Source organism: Paenibacillus tianjinensis (assembly GCF_017086365.1).
Taxonomy (GTDB): domain Bacteria; phylum Bacillota; class Bacilli; order Paenibacillales; family Paenibacillaceae; genus Paenibacillus_AQ; species Paenibacillus_AQ tianjinensis.
In genome coordinates, this window is record NZ_CP070969.1 from 931,681 (window position 1) to 947,256 (window position 15,576).

At 52.2% G+C, this 15,576-nt stretch carries 13 protein-coding genes; all 13 read left to right on the forward strand.

Annotation, left to right across the window (positions count from 1 at the left end):
- The first annotated feature begins 32 nt into the window (after nucleotides 1-32).
- The 13 genes from galU (at nucleotide 33) to JRJ22_RS04070 (ending at nucleotide 15,447) form a co-directional block, all read left to right on the forward strand.
- Nucleotides 33-923, forward strand: coding sequence for a UTP--glucose-1-phosphate uridylyltransferase GalU (galU, locus tag JRJ22_RS04010; RefSeq protein ID WP_054938972.1), 891 nt, complete (start codon nucleotides 33-35; stop codon nucleotides 921-923).
- Between the two features lie 64 nt (nucleotides 924-987).
- Nucleotides 988-1,680: a sugar transferase gene (locus JRJ22_RS04015; RefSeq protein WP_206103338.1), complete on the forward strand. Its 693-nt coding sequence runs from the start codon at nucleotides 988-990 to the stop codon at nucleotides 1,678-1,680.
- A gap of 25 nt (nucleotides 1,681-1,705) precedes the next feature.
- Nucleotides 1,706-2,641 (forward strand): glycosyltransferase, encoded by a 936-nt coding sequence (locus JRJ22_RS04020; protein WP_206103339.1) that lies wholly within the window; start codon nucleotides 1,706-1,708, stop codon nucleotides 2,639-2,641.
- A 9-nt stretch (nucleotides 2,642-2,650) separates the two neighbouring features.
- The gene (locus tag JRJ22_RS04025; RefSeq protein ID WP_206103340.1) at nucleotides 2,651-3,964 is read left to right on the forward strand and encodes an O-antigen ligase family protein; all 1,314 of its coding nucleotides are present in this window, start codon (nucleotides 2,651-2,653) and stop codon (nucleotides 3,962-3,964) included.
- A 29-nt stretch (nucleotides 3,965-3,993) separates the two neighbouring features.
- Entirely contained in the window at nucleotides 3,994-4,767 is a 774-nt protein-coding gene (locus JRJ22_RS04030; RefSeq protein ID WP_206103341.1) for a WecB/TagA/CpsF family glycosyltransferase, read from the forward strand.
- Between the two features lie 28 nt (nucleotides 4,768-4,795).
- Complete coding sequence (locus tag JRJ22_RS04035) at nucleotides 4,796-6,289, forward strand: O-antigen ligase family protein (protein ID WP_206103342.1); 1,494 nt, start codon at nucleotides 4,796-4,798, stop codon at nucleotides 6,287-6,289.
- Entirely contained in the window at nucleotides 6,255-7,640 is a 1,386-nt protein-coding gene (locus JRJ22_RS04040; RefSeq protein ID WP_206103343.1) for a lipopolysaccharide biosynthesis protein, read from the forward strand. Before JRJ22_RS04035 ends, JRJ22_RS04040 begins: the two co-directional genes overlap by 35 nt.
- 245 nt (nucleotides 7,641-7,885) lie before the next feature.
- Complete coding sequence (locus JRJ22_RS04045; RefSeq protein WP_206103344.1) at nucleotides 7,886-8,740, forward strand: glycosyltransferase family 2 protein; 855 nt, start codon at nucleotides 7,886-7,888, stop codon at nucleotides 8,738-8,740.
- Complete coding sequence (locus tag JRJ22_RS04050) at nucleotides 8,727-9,920, forward strand: glycosyltransferase family 4 protein (RefSeq protein WP_206103345.1); 1,194 nt, start codon at nucleotides 8,727-8,729, stop codon at nucleotides 9,918-9,920. Before JRJ22_RS04045 ends, JRJ22_RS04050 begins: the two co-directional genes overlap by 14 nt.
- Nucleotides 9,914-11,053 (forward strand): glycosyltransferase family 4 protein, encoded by a 1,140-nt coding sequence (locus JRJ22_RS04055; protein WP_206103346.1) that lies wholly within the window; start codon nucleotides 9,914-9,916, stop codon nucleotides 11,051-11,053. The genes JRJ22_RS04050 and JRJ22_RS04055 overlap by 7 nt, the downstream gene beginning before the upstream one ends.
- 100 nt (nucleotides 11,054-11,153) lie before the next feature.
- Nucleotides 11,154-12,254: a glycosyltransferase gene (locus JRJ22_RS04060; protein WP_206103347.1), complete on the forward strand. Its 1,101-nt coding sequence runs from the start codon at nucleotides 11,154-11,156 to the stop codon at nucleotides 12,252-12,254.
- 4 nt (nucleotides 12,255-12,258) lie between these two features.
- Nucleotides 12,259-13,599 carry a UDP-glucose dehydrogenase family protein gene (locus JRJ22_RS04065; RefSeq protein WP_206103348.1) on the forward strand — a complete coding sequence of 447 codons (1,341 nt, stop codon included), beginning with the start codon at nucleotides 12,259-12,261 and terminating at the stop codon, nucleotides 13,597-13,599.
- Between the two features lie 474 nt (nucleotides 13,600-14,073).
- A complete protein-coding gene (locus JRJ22_RS04070; protein WP_206103349.1) occupies nucleotides 14,074-15,447 on the forward strand; it encodes a sugar phosphate nucleotidyltransferase in 1,374 nt (457 codons plus the stop codon).
- Nucleotides 15,448-15,576: the final 129 nt, after the last annotated feature.

The window sequence follows — 15,576 nt, forward strand, 5'->3', positions numbered from 1 at the left end:
TATCCCACCAAACTTTATAGGAGGTAAGTGCGATGAAAAAGGTAAAGAAGGTAATTATCCCTGCAGCAGGACTAGGAACGCGCTTCCTGCCTGCGACAAAGGCCATGCCTAAGGAAATGCTTCCCATCATCAACAAACCGACCATTCAGTATATCGTGGAAGAAGCTATTGCTTCCGGTATCGAGGATATCATCATCGTTACCGGTAAGGGAAAGCGGGCGATCGAAGATCACTTCGACAACGCCTTCGAATTGGAGTCCCGGCTCCTGGAAGACGGCAAGCTGGAGCTGCTTAAAGAAGTTCAACGTTCCTCTAAAGTGGAAATACACTATATCCGGCAAAAAGAACCAAAGGGTCTCGGACATGCGGTTTGGTGTGCAAGACGGTTTATCGGAGACGAGCCTTTCGGCGTAATGCTGGGGGATGATATCGTAACCGGAAAAACGCCATGCCTCAAGCAGCTGATCGATCAATACGAAGAAACACAAAATTCGGTGATCGGGGTTCAGGAGATTCCGGATGAATTCACCAACCGCTACGGGATTATCGAACCGGATCTTCAGGACGGACGGCTCTACCGGGTTAACAATTTTGTTGAGAAGCCGGCGCTGGGTACAGCACCATCCAATCTGGCAATCATGGGACGTTACGTATTTACTCCAAAAATCTTTAAATATCTGGACCTGCAGGAAAAGGGTGCCGGAGGCGAAATTCAGCTTACGGATGCCATCCAGAAGCTGAATCAGAGCGAACGGGTATATGCCTACAACTTTGATGGTACGAGATACGATGTCGGCGAACGGCTCGGTTACATTTTGACTACGCTGGAATTTGCACTTCAGAGCGACGACCTGCGCTATCCGGTGATGGATGCGATGGCGGAATGGCTCAGCAAAGCCGGACAAATCACTCTTAGCAGCTAATCCAACCTGCGTATGCTTTAACAAAGCAAATTTGTACCTAAACATTTAGGAGGAATGAGGAGAAATGAGCATGCAAAAACTGCCGGAAGACTATGAGGCCGTCCTGCCGAAACTTTACATGCTGCATGCCAAAGAAGGAAGTAAAGATATGGATTCCTATCTGGTAATGAAGCGGATTATCGACGTCTTTTTCTCCGCTCTTGGCCTTCTCGTACTACTGCCGCTCTTCGCTCTTGTGGCCATCCTGATCAAGCTGGAAGACCCCAAAGGCAAAGTGTTCTTCCGGCAAACCCGGGTAGGCAAAGACGAAAAGCTGTTTCCCATGTATAAATTCAGATCCATGGTCTCCAATGCCGAGGAGCTGAAAGCGAATCTGATGGCCTATAACGAAGTGAGCGGTGCAATGTTCAAGATCAAAAATGATCCCCGCATCACACGGATCGGAAGATTCCTGCGCAAGACTAGCATCGATGAACTGCCTCAGCTCTGGAACGTGCTGATGGGCCATATGAGTCTTGTTGGTCCCCGTCCTCCGCTCGTTGAAGAGGTGGCGCAGTACACGGATTACGACAAACAGCGGCTGCTGGTTACACCGGGATGCACAGGATACTGGCAGGTTAACGCCAGAAACAGTGTCGGTTTCGATGAAATGGTGCAGCTCGATCTGACCTATATTTCTATCCGGAGCACGATGCTGGACCTCAAGATCATTTTTAAAACCGGCCTGATGCTGCTCGGTTCCAAAGACGCTTATTAAAATTATGGGAATTGGGTGATAGCCGATGACTGAGTACGGACACGTCCCTAAGATTTCCATTATTATCTGCACTTATAACAGGTCGGCTTTACTGGTTAAGACGCTCCAGTCTCTAATCACACTGGAGAACCTGCAGGAGGCTGAGATCATTGTCGTGGATAACAGCTCCACAGATGACTCGGCAGCCGCCATTAAAGGCTTTATTGAGGCTCATGGTGCAGAAATGGATATCCGTTATCTTCTGGAGCCGGTACAGGGATTGTCGGCGGCCCGGAATACAGGGATTCTGGCTTCCAAATCGCAAATCATTGCCTTTCTCGATGATGACGCGATACCTTGCCGGAATTGGATTACCACAATCATCAATACATTTGATGAAAGGCCGGAAGTCATGGCCATGGGCGGAAAAGTCGCCCCCATCTTCGAAAGCAAGCGCCCGGACTGGCTGATTAAGCCGTTCGAGCTGCCGTACACTATCGTTGATCTGGGCGGCAAGGTCAGGGAATATCCGAAGCGGCTGCATCCTTGCGGAGCCAATATGGCGATGCGCAAACCCGCGTTCAATATCAGCCTGTTCCCGCTGGATCTCGGAAGAAAAGGGGATTCCCTTATCTCCGGTGAAGAGACGTGGCTGTTCGGCCAACTGCAGAAAGAAGGGCACACCATCCTTTATCATCCGCAGATGGCCGTCGAGCATTTCGTAGCGGCAGGGCGCCTGACGGAAGATTGGATTATGAAAAGGTATTACAGTCAAGGCATCTCCAACGCCATGAAAAGCGAAGGGGTAAAAGGAAATCTGCTCCTGCTCGGAAAGACAGCTGCCAAAGTAGTGTATATCCTGGCGGACTCGGTGCTATCCAGAAGCCAGGGCAGAAAACTTTTGAACAAATGCCGGCTGGAGAGCATTCGTGGAACTCTTCATATGTTCTGGAACCGGAAGAGGGAATCTGCAGCGGGGTGAGGGAAGACAATGACTAATTTTGAGTGGGGCTCCAAAATGAACGCTTTGCCATACGGAATGCTCTACCTCGTGTCCGCACTGTTCCTGGGGACAGCAGTCATTTACCAGCCGGCAATTGCGGTAGCGGCCGTACTCCTGATTATTTTGCTGGTTGTCTCCATTTCACGACCCGAGCTGATCAGTTATTTCGTTCTGCTGACGACGGCCATCTCCATCAATTTCCTGTACGACGGCAGCATGTTCGGAATTGAAATCCTCTCGCTTTACAAGCTGGTGATCCTGGTGCTTCTGGTGCCCTGCATTCTGGTAAACGGACTGAAGTTCAAGCTTAGTCCTCCTCTATGGGCCATGCTGGGACTGGTGCTTATCACCTTCGGCTTCTCCATCTGGCTGCCGGAGATGAGCTCCTCAATTGCCGTAAAAGCCTTCATCGGATTATCGCTTCCCTTCGTATTTCTCCTGATCAACTGGAAGAAAGAGGTGGCAGAGAAGCAAATCCGCATCATCGCCATGCTGCCGCTGGTCAGTGTGCTGGCGGGAGTGCTGCTGCAGGTGGCTCATCTGCATGCTTTTCTCGACATCGAGTTCACGGGCGCTGTACGGATACAGGGGGCGAACATTCCGGCGCATTTGGCGATGCTGGCCTTCATGGGTATAGGCATCTCATTTATTGAGATTAAACGCAGTCCGCAGCATATCCGTTATTTCTACATCATGCTGGCGCTGAACTTTCTGATTCTGATCGGAACAGGAACGCGCGGACCTATATTAGCCCTGGTGCTGATGATTCTTTATTATTTCTACGACATCTCACGCCAGTACTTAAAAGGCAAAACGCAGTATCTGATTCCACTGCTATGTTCAGTGATGTTGATCTTATCGGCAGTTTATCTGCAGCTGGATAACATCAAGAAACGTTCCTTTGAACGGACAACTGAAACGGGGGTTGACCTGTCGGGGCGGGCGGAGGCCTGGGAGTACTTCCTGAATAAAGCGGCAGATTCCCCTTGGTCGGGAAGAGGACTGGGAGCAGTTACGGTCGCGAATGACGGGACGCTCTATAAAGGCTTTGTGGTTCCCCATAATGAGTACATCCGGTTTTACTTCGATGGAGGGTATATCGGCGCTATACTGCTGCTGCTTTCCTTATTGGCTGTGTTTCTTCTGGTTTACAGAGCTTTGGCACCGCCGGTCAAACCTTACTATCTGCTCTTTATAGCAGCGTTTCTTATTTATTCTTTCTCCGACAACACGCTGTCGACGGTCCAATCCATTATTCCGTTCTGTTGGTACCTGAACTGCCTGTATCGATCTTCACAGTAGGCCGACTCCCCACAAAAAGAAGTGATACGATGAACCAAGTTAACATGTTCGATGTCAATTTCGATAATTATGATTTCATGGATTTGCTTGAGTATATCGACAAAACGATTCAGGAAAGGAACCAGTCCTACATCCTGACCTGCAACGTCGATCATGTGATCAAGCTCCGTAAAGACAAAGAGTTCCAAACCGTTTATTCCGAAGCAGGCGCTGTAGTAGCGGATGGAATGCCGCTGATCTGGGCTTCCAAAATGCTCGGCAAACCGCTGAAGCAGAAAGTATCCGGCGCGGATCTCTTCAGCCGTCTGGGCAATGCCTTCGAGCAGAGGAAATACCGCCTGTTCTTCCTTGGCTCAGCTGAAGGTGTACCTGAGCGGGCTACCCAGAATCTAAAAGCGGCTTATCCGGATATGAACATCGTCGGCTGCTATTCCCCTTCCTACGGCTTCGAGCATAACGAAGAGGAGAACCGGCGTATCATCCAGATGCTGACAGACAGCCGACCGGATATCGTATTTGTCGGTGTGGGTGCGCCAAAGCAGGAGAAATGGATTTACCGCCATTACACCTCTTATCAGGCGCCGATCTCGATCGGCGTGGGCGCTACCTTCGACTTTCTCTCCGGTTCGGTAAAGCGGGCGCCGAACTTTATGCAAAAGACAGGGCTCGAATGGTTCTGGCGGCTCAGCCAGGAGCCGGGACGGCTCTGGAAAAGATATCTTGTGGACGATGCCCAATTCCTGATCCTGCTGCTCAAAGAGCTGCGCAAGAAGGATAAAGTGAAGGGCAGCAGTCTTGAATGAATGACCGGAGCGGAGGTGGGAAAAGAAGATGACGGACCAGAATGAAAGCAGCTTGACGCTGCTATCCCTGACCGCGGTAAGATCGGGTGCGGTTATGGCGCTGATATGTGCCATATGCCTTGGCCTTCCGCTGATGATCGGGTTCGCCAGTGCGAAACTTAGTGCTTCGAACAGCCTGCAGGGCGTGGTTCTGGCGGGAATTCTCTTTCCCGCCTTCCTGCTGGCGCTGGTGAAGCCGAAGCAGCTGCTCACCTATACACTGCTCGTATGGGCGGTGGCTCCGGAGCTGAGGCGTATCGCTGACTGGTCGGAGGGTGTGTACCATTCCGTATCCCTGCTCAGTCTGGCGCCGCTGCTGACAGGTGCACTGCTCGCGATTCCGGTGCTCAGGGAGATTCACCGGATCCGCAAGTCCTCCACCCGGATTATCCTGCTGTTCTCGGTAGCCCTGGCCTACGGTGCATTGATCGGCCTGGCCAAGAACGGTATTGGTTCAGTGTACGATCTGGCGAATTACATCGTACCGCTGCTGCTGATTCCATTCTTTGCAGTCACGCGGTTCAATCCGAAGGATATTGACCGGCTGCTGTACACTTTTGCCAACATTGCAGTGCTGGTAGCCGTTTACGGTATCGTTCAATATCTGACCGTTCCGCCATGGGATGCCTTCTGGATGCGGAACGCCGATATGATGTCCATCGGAACCCCGTATCCTTTGGAAATCCGGGTCTTCTCCACACTGAACTCACCCGGGCCGGCCGCAACCTTCCTGGTGTTCGCACTGGTGCCGATGATTCTCGAAAAGAGATGGCAAGGCACACTGCGCTGGATCGGTGTACTGCTCGTAGTGATCTGCCTGCTGACTACGCTGGTCCGCTCCGCCTGGCTGGTGATGCTGGTGATGCTGCTGGTCTACATCGGCTCATCGCCTTCGAAGGGCAAATGGAAGGCACTGCTCCAGCTGGCATTTGTAGCAGCAGCACTATTCTGGATCGTGCCGAAGCTTCCGGGTGCAGAGGGGCTGGTCGCCCGGATGGAGACACTTACCTCTGTGCAGGAAGACCACTCTTATAACGAACGGCTCAGCCTCTGGCAGAACATGCTGCCGATGGTCGCTTCCAACCCGGTGGGTCAGGGAATCGGCAGTGTAGGGCAAGGAACGAAGATAGGCAACGGAGGAGAACTCGGAGAATACGGCAATATGGATAACGGGTTTATCGCATTGCTGCTTACCTTCGGGGTATTGGGTGCTTTGTTCTTCTTCGGTGCACTCGGTGCAGTTATTAAACAAATTGTCAGCCGGGTAACCAGCAAGGACAGTCTCCAGCCTTATGCCAGGCTGTCGCTGGCCGCATGGACGGGAGCGGTAGTCAGCCTGGTATCGGACAACGGCTTCCCCGGGCTTAAAGGATATCTGATCTGGATGCTGATTGGCCTGGGCCTTGGCGCTAAAGAGATTATTGAGAGCAGAAAGAAGGGGACACCACATGCAGCAGTTGAACGCGAAATCACTTCCCACTAGCACAGTCTGGTCCTCGCTCAAGAGCTTTACGAAGAGCAAGAACAACAGCTCTGCCGCCGTAAAAACGATGATGGTCAGCATACTGATCCTGCTGGTCAATATGCTGACCGGTGTGCTTACCGCCCGCTACTTAGGCCCGACAGGCCGCGGGGAACAGACGGCTATGGTGAACTGGTCGCAGTTTCTGGCGTTCAGTATGAGTTTTGGTATTCCCTCAGCACTGATCTACAACGCCAAGAAGAACCCGGATGAAGCCGGAGTGCTATACCGGGTGGCGCTTTTGATCGGGCTTGGCTTCGGGATCGCGGCAATGGCGATCGGGATTATCGTCCTTCCGTACTGGCTGAAATCATTCAGCCCGGAGGTTGTCCTCTTTGCCCAGATGTCAATGATCCTGTGTCCGCTGATTGTAGTTTCACAGGTCAATAACGCAGCCTTTCAATTCCGGGGGGATTACAGAACCTTCAACCTGCTGCGTTACCTGATTCCGCTTTTGACCCTTTCAGCAATCGGGATTCTGATCCTTACCGGCAGCATGAATCCATTTACGACCGCACTGGCCTATCTGGTTCCATCGGTTCCGCTGTTCATCTGGATGACGATCTCGCTGCTCCGCACCTACAAGGTGAAGATGAAAGATACTTACCTGAATTTCAAGAGATTGTTCACCTACGGGCTCGGCTCTTACGGCAATGACCTGCTCGGCCAGTTCTCTTACTATATTGACCAGATCATTATTGCCGGCCTGCTGCGGCCAGCCGATCTGGGGCTGTATGCGGTCGCGGTGAGCCTGTCGCGGATGGTTAACTTCTTCTCAAATTCAATCACAGTGGTGCTGTTCCCGAAAGCTTCCGAACTGTCGAAGGATGAGGCGGTTGCGCTGACCTTCAAAGCTTTCCGGATCAGCACCACCTGCACCCTGCTCGGTGCGCTGTTCCTAATGCTGGTAGCTCCTTTCGTAATTCCGCTGCTGTACGGCAGGGATTTCAACACTGCACTGACTGTGTTCCGCCTGCTGCTGCTGGAAGTAACGATTAGCGGTGGCACACTGATTCTGGCTCAGGTGTTTATGGCGCTCGGCAAACCGAAGTTTGTTTCTATCCTTCAGGGGGTAGGCCTGATCCTCGTGATCCCGCTGCTCTTCCTGCTGGTGCCGAAGTTCGGATTGTTCGGAGCAGGGGTGGCCATGCTCTCATCAGGCATACTTCGCTTCTTGTTCATCATTCTTAATATCAGATATAACCTGAAAGTCAAGCTTCCACGGCTGTTCATTAACGGAGAAGACATTCAGTGGATGAAGACGACGATGAATTCTTATATTCGCAAAAAACCTATGGATACCAGCAGTTAAGTAAGTAGTCTAGCGAGCAGAGGACACGATGCGAGCTACTTAGCTGCTAAACAAAACAAGGGACGGTGTGAAAGGAACGGAGAGAAATTTTGGAGCTGTAAAAACGAAGTGTCCGCCTTTGTTCTCTGATTTCAACCGCTATCAGCGTTTTAATCAAGGAAAACAGAGAACAACAGCGGTCGGAAGCCCAAATCTTTCTCGTAGTGACGACACGCCGGACCAACCAAGCAAAGGAGGAGACCTTCATGGGTTCAGTGACAAGCGTGCTTGGCGGCCCGGGCAGTTACCCGATTTCGGCTGTCATCATTGCTCAGGATGACGAAGTTCGCATATCCAAAGCAATTCAATCCTGCCGACTATTCGCCGATGAGGTGGTCGTAATCGACGGAGGGAGTAAAGACGGGACGGTGCAGCTGGCCGAAAGCCTGGACTGCCGGGTGTACGTTAACCCATGGCCCGGATATGCCAAACAAAGGGAATTCGGGGTGGAACGCGCCGTCCATGATTGGGTCTTCCTGATTGATACCGACGAAGTGGTCAGCGATGAGCTGGCCCAGGATATCCTGCAGCGTAAGCCGGCTCTGACCGACAGGGCTGTGGCGTACTCGCTTTACCGGATCGGTGATTTCCTGGGCAGATGGCTGGACAAAGGAGAATACCTGGTGCGCCTGTACAACCGCAAGGAGTACGGCATCCGCAACTCCCTGGTACATGAAATGCCGGAGGTTGAGGAAGAGCGGACAGTCCGCCTGAACGGAATTCTCTGGCACCAGGGCTTCCGGAGCATCAATGACCATGTGGCCCGCTTTAACAAATACACCGATCTGGAGGCGCAAAGCGCTTTTGCCAGCGGTAAGCCGTTTAAGCTGAGAAATCTGCTGCTGCGGCCGCCGGCACGGTTCCTGCAGAAATATTTCCTGCACGGTTTGTTCAAAAAAGGCATTTCGGGATTCGCGGTTTCCGTATTCTGGGTGATGTATGAATTCATGGTCGGCTTCAAGCATTACGAATTAACAAGCTCCAGCAAGCTGGCCCGGCACAATGCACAGGGTCAGGCGGAGAAAGAAAAGAAAGGGGAGCGAAGCTATGCCGTACAGTGACGGACTCAATATAATGACGACCGGCCTCAGTTGGCCATCGCTCCAGCCCGGCGGGCTCAACACGTATTTCAAATCCGTATGTGAGCAGCTCTCCTCACGCAATCAGGTACATGCGCTGATCTGCAGCCAGGAGACGCCCTCCACCCCCAAAGAACTGATTATCCATAACGCCGGCGACCCTAAAGAGACCATCTGGAAGCGCAAGGATGCATTCCAGCGCAAGGCTGCGGATCTGATGGGAAACGGCAGCGGGCGTATTGATATCCTATATTCGCATTTTGCCCCATACGGCATTGGGCCGGCAATGGAAGCAAAGAAGCGGGGCATTCCGGTGATCATGACCTTTCACGGTCCGTGGAATGAAGAGATGAAGATCGAAGGACAGGGCATCAAGCACCGGGTCAAAACGACTATTGCCAAATCGATTGAACGCAAAGCCTATAAGCTGGCGGATAAATTCATCGTACTCAGCGAGTACTTCCGTGACATGCTACACACGCTGCACGGTGTGCCGCTGCACAAGATCATTGTTATCCCGGGCGCAGCGAACGTGGAACGTTTTGTTCCGGCAAGTAACAGGCTGGCGGTACGGCGGACGCTGAATCTGCCGGAGGGGGCTACGACAGTCCTGACCGTACGGCGGCTGATGAACCGTATGGGGCTGCTCCAGCTGCTGGATGCCTGGAAGCAGGTCACGGAACGGTTCCCGAATGCGATTCTGCTGATCGGCGGCAAAGGGCCGCTGCGTGCTGAACTGGAAGAAAAAATCGCCGATTACGGCCTTGCCAACAAGGTCCGGCTGCTCGGATACATTCCCGACCATCAGCTCGCCTCCTATTATCAGGCAGCCGATATGTTCGTGGTTCCCTCGCAGGCGCTGGAGGGTTTCGGCCTGATCACCGTTGAAGCACTTGCTTCGGGTCTTCCCGTAATGGCTACGCCGGTAGGCGGCAACAAAGAAATTCTGCAGGGCTTCCGCCCGGAGCTGCTGTTTAAGAGTGCGGCCAGTGATGATATGGCGGAAGGCATGATTCATATGCTAAGCAACCGTAAGCTGCTGCCAAGCCGCGACGAATGCCGGGATCATGTGCTGGAGAAATACACCTGGGAGCATGTTGGTGACCGAGTGGAATCCGTATTCCTTGAAACTTTGGGAAAGGGTGTGGCCGCAGGATGTTAAAAGTCGCTTATATTGATCACACCGCGAAGTGGAGCGGCGGAGAGGTTGCTCTTTTCAACATTCTTACCAATATCGGTGAGCAGATTGAGCCGCTGGTAATCCTGGCGGAAGAAGGAACGCTTGCTGAACGGCTCCGCGAGAAAGGGATCGATGTCCGCATTATCCCGCTGGATGAGAGCATTCGCAGCCGCGGCAGAAACGCCGTCAACCTCGGCGCTCCGGCAGCAGCCATTAAACTGCTGGCTTACGGAAGTAAGCTGGCTCCATTGCTCAAACAGGAGAAAGTGGATTGTGTGCATACCAATTCTCTGAAGTCGGCCTTTTACGGCGCAGTTGCTGCCAAAAAAGCAGGAGTGCCGCTGATCTGGCACATCCGGGATCATATCGGAGCCCCGTACCTGAAGCCGGTTGTGGCCAAAGCTATCCGGCTCCTGTCACGCCTGCTCCCGAACGGCGTCATCGCCAACTCCCACTCTACGCTGAATGCGCTGGAGCTGCCCCGCACCAAAAAAACCCTCGTCGTGTATTCCGCTTTTGCCAAGGCGATCGGCGAAGGGATCGGCAAACGGGATCAGAAGGATTTCAACGTGCTCCTGGTAGGGCGGCTGGCACACTGGAAAGGCCAGCATGTCGTGCTGGAAGCAGCGAAGGCATTCAAACACGATAGCCGGGTTAAGTTCTGGCTGGCCGGTGACGCGCTTTTCGGAGAAGAAGAATACAAACAGGAGTTAATCCGCAAGATGCAGCAGGATGATCTGAGCAATGTTAGTCTGCTGGGACATGTGGATGACATACAAGGCTTGATGAATAAAGCAGATCTACTGATACACACGTCGATCACCCCCGAGCCGTTCGGCCAGGTTATCGTCGAAGGCATGGCGGCTGGACTGCCGGTGATCGCCTCCAATGAAGGCGGACCGGTAGAGATCGTAGTACCCGGTGTAACGGGACTGCTGATCCAGCCTGGAGACGCTAAGGTACTCGCAGAATCAATCACCTGGATGCTGGACCATCCCGAAGAGCGCAGACGGATGGCGGATAGTGGAATGAAGCGGGTGAAAGAGCACTTCGTCATCGAGAATACAGTCAAGGACATCGTTGACTACTACAAAGGTTTGCTGGCAGCGACCTAATAGATTCCCGAACTCAAGCCAAAGCGTAAACAACAACCGCCTGCATCCATACAATCACTACTTGATGATGCTGCTCCATAAAACTTTGAGGATGATTCACATGAAAATTGCGATAGCGCACGATTACTTAATCCAAATGGGCGGGGCGGAAAGAGTAGTGGAAGTTTTCCACCACATGTATCCGGATGCTCCGATCTTCACGACGGTTTTTAACGGAAGCCGCCTAACCGACAACCTCAAAGATGCGGATATCCGGGCCTCCTGGCTGCAAAAAATTCCGGGAGTGAAGACCAATTTCAAAGGGGTGCTGCCGCTTTATCCCATGGCCATCCGAGATCTGGACTTTCGCGGATATGATATTGTCCTGAGTTCCAGCAGTGCTTTTATGAAAAGCATTCAGGTGCCCGAATCGACGTTTCATCTATGCTACTGCCATACGCCAATGCGCTTCGCCTGGGATTATGACACATACATGGAGCGGCAATCAAACTCCGGACTGTTCAAAAGACTACTGAAGGTCTACATGCAGCGGCTCAAGTCCTGGGACCAGCGGACATCCAAAAATGTGAACCAGTTCGTAGCCAACTCTTCCGTAGTGAAGAAACGGATCCAGAACTATTATCACCGGGATGCCGATGTGATTTTCCCGCCGATCAACACCGCCCGGTTTACAAGCTCGAGTTCCATCGGCGATTATTACCTGATCGTCTCCCGGCTTGTTTCCTACAAGCGGATCGATCTCGCCGTGGAGGCCTTCAACCGCAATGGTCTTAAGCTCTATATTGTCGGTGACGGACCCGACCGCAAACGGCTGGAGGGCATGGCCAAAGATAATGTATCCTTCCTCGGACGGCTGGATGATGGAGAGGTAACAGGCCTGATGTCACAGTGCCGGGCATTTATCTTTCCGGGAGAAGAGGATTTCGGTATTACGCCGCTGGAGGCGAATGCCGCAGGCAGACCGGTCATCGCTTATCAGGCCGGAGGCGCGCTGGACACCATCGTGCCATATGTCAACGGTGTGTTTTTTCAGAACCAGGAAGTTGACGATTTACTGAAGGCCATCCACGAAGTGGAGTCCTACCCATGGGATATCGGCCAAATCATGGGCCATGCCCGCAAATTCGACGAACAAGCGTTTATGGTGCAGTTCAAGCAATATGTAGAGCAAGCCTACATTAATTTCCTAAAAGGAGGATGATTGTATGAAGCTGGCAGTTATCGGTACCGGCTATGTCGGTCTAGTATCTGGCGTATGTTTTACACTTAACGGGAATCATGTCATCTGCGTCGATAAGGATGAGGAAAAAATCAGCAAGCTTAACCGGATGGAATCCCCTATCTATGAACCGGGGATCGAGGCATTGATTGAGATGAATCTCCGGGAGGGCAGATTATCCTTCTCTTCGGATCTTCAGGAATCGGTGCGCCGCTCAGATATCGTCATTCTGGCTGTGGGTACACCTTCTTTGCCGGGTGGCGAAGCGGATTTAAGGTATATCGAGGGAGCCGCTACGGAAATTGCCCAGGCGATGGAAGGTTACAAAATCATCATGACCAAGTCGACTGTTCCGGTTGGCACGAATGAGAAAATCCGCAACCTCATCGCTTCCCACACGAATCATCCCTTCGATATTGTCTCCGCTCCCGAGTTCCTGCGTGAAGGCTCTGCAATCCGCGACACCCTTCATCCGGACCGGATCGTTATCGGCCTCGATAATCCTCAGCTTGAGCCGACCATGCGCCAGCTTCATCAGGGCTTCACGGAAAATATCTTCGTAACAGATATCCGCAGTGCGGAAATGATCAAATATGCTTCAAACGCATTCCTGGCAACCAAAATATCTTTTATTAATGAGATTGCTAACATTTGCGAAAAAGTGGGAGCTGATGTAACCATGGTGGCCGAAGGCATGGGAATGGACCGCAGAATCGGCTCCTCGTTCCTGCAGGCCGGCATTGGTTATGGAGGCTCCTGTTTCCCGAAAGATACCAATGCGTTGATTCAGATCGCCGGTAACGTCGATTACGAGTTCAAGCTGCTGAAGTCGGTGGTTGAGGTGAACAAGGACCAGCGGTTCATGATCATCTCGAAGCTTCATGAATCGCTGGGCAGCCTGCGCGGCGCAGTCATCGGGATCTGGGGGCTTGCCTTTAAGCCGAATACCGATGATGTCCGCGAAGCTCCAGCACGTGAAATCGTCGAAGCCCTGGTGGCGGAAGGTGCAACAGTGAAGCTGTATGACCCGATTGCTGCTGATAACTTCAGAGCAGGGTATGATCATCCGCAGCTGCGCTGGTGCGGTCTTCCGGAAGAGGCGGCAGAAGGCAGCGACGCCATCTGCCTGCTGACCGACTGGGCCCAGTTCAAGGATATCGATCTGCATCAGCTGGCCGGCAGCATGCGCCGCCAGATTCTGATCGACGGCCGCAACGTCTACTCCAAGGAGCAGATCGAAGGCACCGGGTTGGAGTACCACTCGGTCGGCCGCCCGCAGATGGGCGGATTGAGCGGTTATTCCCCAAGCGTCGCCGGGGCTGTGTAATCCAGAATCTCTTGCCCTTATGAGCGCAGCTTTAGCTGCCGCTCCGCTCCTTGCCCTATAGCTGCCGCCCAATAAGCGGCAATACCGGATCTTTATCCGGTAGCTTGGCCGGTGGTTGAAGCGAGCAAAAAAGGCGATGCTTCCAGACTGCTCGCCCGAGCAAGCAGGAGTTCTTAACCGTAAGCTGTTATGGAATGGAACGGAGAGGGATTTTGGAACTGTAGGAGCGTATGCGTCCGCCTTTGTCTCCGGATTTCAACCGCGAAGAGCGTTCAATCAGGAAATCTGGAGACAACAGCGGCCGAAAGTCCAAACATTCCTTGCAGTGACTCTCATAACAGTGTGGTCTTTAAGAATTTTTGCGAAGCCAGCAGTGCTGCTCAAAGCAGTCCATCTTTTGCATCTGCACCGAGCGGCAGCTTACAATAACAATCCGATATTTTCGCGACAACACATAAATAGGAGGGTTCACTTATGAAACTGGTACTTCTATCAGGCGGTTCTGGTAAACGGCTATGGCCTTTGTCCAATGATTCACGTTCGAAGCAATTTCTGAAGGTACTGGAAAGCCCGACGGGTGAACCGGAATCTATGGTACAGCGTGTCTGGAGACAGCTTGAGGAAGCGGGCATGACAGGTTCGTCTTATCTGGCAACGGGCCGCAGCCAGGTGGAATCGATTCAGAGCCAGCTTGGCAGCGAGGTTCCGATCATCGTTGAGCCTGAGCGCCGTGATACCTTCCCGGCCATAGCACTGACAGCAGCTTACCTGTATTCGATGGCCGGTGTTTCTCCGGACGAAACCGTCGCTATCCTGCCTGTTGATCCCTATGTAGAAGCTTCATTTTTCGATACCGTAGTCCAGCTTGAGCAGACCATGGAGGAAAGCGGCGCAAATCTGGCGCTGATGGGCGTAGTTCCTGAACATGCGTCAGAGAAATACGGATATATCATCCCTACCAGTGCTGAGGCGGGAACAAGCGGATATCTGCAAGTGAGCCATTTCCAGGAAAAACCTGACCGTGTACAAGCCGAAGGTCTGATCAGCAAAGGAGCCCTTTGGAATTGCGGGGTATTCGCTTTCCGCTTGGGTTATCTGCTTGATATTCTGCAACGCAAAGGGCTGCCGCTTAACTACGAGGAACTTCAGAAGCAGTATAAACTGCTTGCCTCCATCAGCTTTGACTATGAAGTGGTGGAAAAAGAGGAGAATATCGTGGTTCAGCCTTATGCAGGCTTCTGGAAGGACCTGGGTACCTGGAACACGCTGACCGAAGAAATGAGCAGCAATCTGGTAGGAAAAGGTGTTGTCACGGCCGATTCTGAGGGGACCTGCCTGATCAATGAGCTGGATATTCCGATCACAGTCATCGGGGCGAAGGACTTAATTATCGCCGCCAGCCCGGATGGCATCTTGGTTACGCATAAAGCGGAAAGCCCGCGGATCAAAGAAGTATTGAAGTCTTACGAGCAAAGACCGATGTTCGAGGAACGCCGCTGGGGCCATTACAAGGTCATTGATTATGTGAAGTACGATGAGGGCAATGAAGTCCTGACTAAGCGGATTTTTATTGAAGAGGGCAAGAACATCAGCTACCAGCTGCACCGCAAACGCAGTGAAATCTGGACCTTTGTAAGCGGGGAAGCCAGTATTGTGATTAACGAGAAAATGCATAATGTGAAGGCTGGCGATGTGGTTCGCATCCCAGAAGGCACCAAACATGCGATCCTTGCGCTGACGGATGTGGAGTTTATCGAAGTGCAGACCGGATCCGAGCTGGTGGAAGAGGATAATATCCGAATCACCTTGGACTGGAAGGATATAGCATTGCACCAGTTCATTTCGTAGGCCTAAATAATCTATTTAACCAATTGTTACAAATCCAAAACAGGTATTTAGAACCATTTATTAAGAAATCTTCATTTTTGCTATAAACCTACAACTTAATAGAGTCGATACTTACGGTAAGAAGGAGAA